Annotated in this window: 19 tRNA genes; all 19 read left to right on the top strand. The window is 51.9% G+C overall.

Annotation, left to right across the window (positions count from 1 at the left end):
* The first annotated feature begins 3 nt into the window (after nt 1-3).
* Nucleotides 4-79 (top strand) — tRNA-Thr (locus CRO45_RS19805).
* Between the two features lie 6 nt (nt 80-85).
* Nucleotides 86-157 (top strand) — tRNA-Lys (locus CRO45_RS19800).
* A 26-nt stretch (nt 158-183) separates the two neighbouring features.
* Nucleotides 184-268, top strand: a tRNA-Leu gene (locus CRO45_RS19795).
* Nucleotides 269-290: 22 nt separating this feature from the next.
* Nucleotides 291-365, top strand: a tRNA-Gly gene (locus CRO45_RS19790).
* A gap of 5 nt (nt 366-370) precedes the next feature.
* A tRNA-Leu gene (locus tag CRO45_RS19785) sits at nt 371-459 on the top strand.
* Between the two features lie 20 nt (nt 460-479).
* A tRNA-Arg gene (locus tag CRO45_RS19780) sits at nt 480-556 on the top strand.
* Nucleotides 557-562: 6 nt separating this feature from the next.
* Nucleotides 563-639 (top strand) — tRNA-Pro (locus tag CRO45_RS19775).
* Nucleotides 640-665: 26 nt separating this feature from the next.
* A tRNA-Ala gene (locus CRO45_RS19770) sits at nt 666-741 on the top strand.
* An 18-nt stretch (nt 742-759) separates the two neighbouring features.
* A tRNA-Met gene (locus tag CRO45_RS19765) sits at nt 760-836 on the top strand.
* 4 nt (nt 837-840) lie between these two features.
* Nucleotides 841-917 (top strand) — tRNA-Ile (locus tag CRO45_RS19760).
* Between the two features lie 16 nt (nt 918-933).
* Nucleotides 934-1,024, top strand: a tRNA-Ser gene (locus CRO45_RS19755).
* Between the two features lie 198 nt (nt 1,025-1,222).
* Nucleotides 1,223-1,299, top strand: a tRNA-Met gene (locus tag CRO45_RS19750).
* 3 nt (nt 1,300-1,302) lie between these two features.
* Nucleotides 1,303-1,378, top strand: a tRNA-Asp gene (locus CRO45_RS19745).
* A gap of 12 nt (nt 1,379-1,390) precedes the next feature.
* Nucleotides 1,391-1,466 (top strand) — tRNA-Phe (locus CRO45_RS19740).
* Between the two features lie 3 nt (nt 1,467-1,469).
* Nucleotides 1,470-1,543: transfer RNA gene (locus tag CRO45_RS19735), tRNA-Gly, on the top strand.
* Between the two features lie 6 nt (nt 1,544-1,549).
* Nucleotides 1,550-1,626 (top strand) — tRNA-Ile (locus CRO45_RS19730).
* Nucleotides 1,627-1,633: 7 nt separating this feature from the next.
* Nucleotides 1,634-1,708 (top strand) — tRNA-Asn (locus CRO45_RS19725).
* 3 nt (nt 1,709-1,711) lie between these two features.
* Nucleotides 1,712-1,802, top strand: a tRNA-Ser gene (locus CRO45_RS19720).
* A gap of 3 nt (nt 1,803-1,805) precedes the next feature.
* Nucleotides 1,806-1,877, top strand: a tRNA-Glu gene (locus CRO45_RS19715).
* The last annotated feature ends 1 nt before the right edge of the window (nt 1,878 follow it).

The raw sequence follows: 1,878 nt of genomic DNA, 5'->3' as shown, positions 1-1,878 counted from the left end.
ATTGCCGGTGTAGCTCAGTTGGTAGAGCAACTGACTTGTAATCAGTAGGTCGTGGGTTCGACTCCTATCGCCGGCACCATTATATGAGCCATTAGCTCAGTGGTAGAGCATCTGACTTTTAATCAGAGGGTCGAAGGTTCAAGTCCTTCATGGCTCACTTTATTGAATGAATTTCAAAATTTTGCGGGTGTGGCGGAATTGGCAGACGCACTAGACTTAGGATCTAGCGCCGCAAGGCGTGGGGGTTCGACTCCCTTCACCCGCACCATTTTCAAAAAATGTTAGCACATGCGGAAGTAGTTCAGTGGTAGAACACCACCTTGCCAAGGTGGGGGTCGCGGGTTCGAACCCCGTCTTCCGCTCCAAATGTGCCGGGGTGGCGGAACTGGCAGACGCACAGGACTTAAAATCCTGCGGTAGGTGACTACCGTACCGGTTCGATTCCGGTCCTCGGCACCATCTTAAATTAAAGTAATTTAGCGCCCGTAGCTCAATTGGATAGAGCGTCTGACTACGGATCAGAAGGTTGTGGGTTCGACTCCTGCCGGGCGCGCCAAATTCACGGGAAGTAGCTCAGCTTGGTAGAGCACTTGGTTTGGGACCAAGGGGTCGCAGGTTCGAATCCTGTCTTCCCGACCATAAAAATGGACCAAGCATAAAAAATTGGGGCCTTAGCTCAGCTGGGAGAGCGCCTGCCTTGCACGCAGGAGGTCAGCGGTTCGATCCCGCTAGGCTCCACCAATTATAATTAAAGATCCTGGCGGCGTAGCTCAGCTGGCTAGAGCGTACGGTTCATACCCGTAAGGTCGGGGGTTCGATCCCCTCTGCCGCCACCAATAAGGACCTTTAGCTCAGTTGGTTAGAGCAGACGGCTCATAACCGTCCGGTCGCAGGTTCGAGTCCTGCAAGGTCCACCATATAGAGTTATAGCACGGAGGCGTACCCAAGTGGCTGAAGGGATCGGTCTTGAAAACCGACAGGCGGGTTAAACCGTGCGTGGGTTCAAATCCTACCGCCTCCGCCATATTTATTTTTATAATTGAATTGTAGTTTTTAATTAATATTATTATCGCGGGGTGGAGCACGGACGAATACGCTTCGGAGCAAAACTTCAGCGTAACGATTTTGCTAAACATCTTGAATTAGCTTAACAAAATCGGGACGGTTCGGTAGCAATACTTAATGCGATGAAAGAAATCTAAATCTAATACAATAATATTTCCGCGGGGTGGAGCAGTTCGGTAGCTCGTCGGGCTCATAACCCGAAGGTCACAGGTTCAAATCCTGTCCCCGCAACCAAATGGTCCCGTGGTGTAGCGGTTAACATGCCTGCCTGTCACGCAGGAGATCGCCGGTTCGATCCCGGTCGGGACCGCCATTTATAAATTGTGGGTCTGTAGCTCAGTTGGTAGAGCATTTGACTGAAGCTCAAAGTGTCGGCGGTTCGATTCCGTCCGGACCCACCATTTGCGGGTGTAGTTTAATGGTAAAACCTCAGCCTTCCAAGCTGATGTCGTCGGTTCGATTCCGATCACCCGCTCCATTTTGTGGGCCTATAGCTCAGCTGGTTAGAGCGCACGCCTGATAAGCGTGAGGTCGATGGTTCAAGTCCATTTAGGCCCACCATAAATATTCCGAAGTAGCTCAGTGGTAGAGCAATCGGCTGTTAACCGATCGGTCGTAGGTTCGAGTCCTACCTTCGGAGCCATATGGGGAAGTACTCAAGAGGCTGAAGAGGCGCCCCTGCTAAGGGTGTAGGTCGCTAACGCGGCGCGAGGGTTCAAATCCCTCCTTCTCCGCCATAAGGCCCGTTGGTCAAGTGGTTAAGACACCGCCCTTTCACGGCGGTAACACGGGTTCGAATCCCGTACGGGTCAT

Origin of the sequence: Ureibacillus acetophenoni (genome assembly GCF_900220965.1) — a bacterium.
GTDB classification, from domain to species: Bacteria; Bacillota; Bacilli; order Bacillales_A; family Planococcaceae; genus Ureibacillus; species Ureibacillus acetophenoni.
The sequence above is the reverse complement of the archived record's forward strand: the minus strand, read 5'-3'. Positions and strand labels throughout refer to the sequence as shown.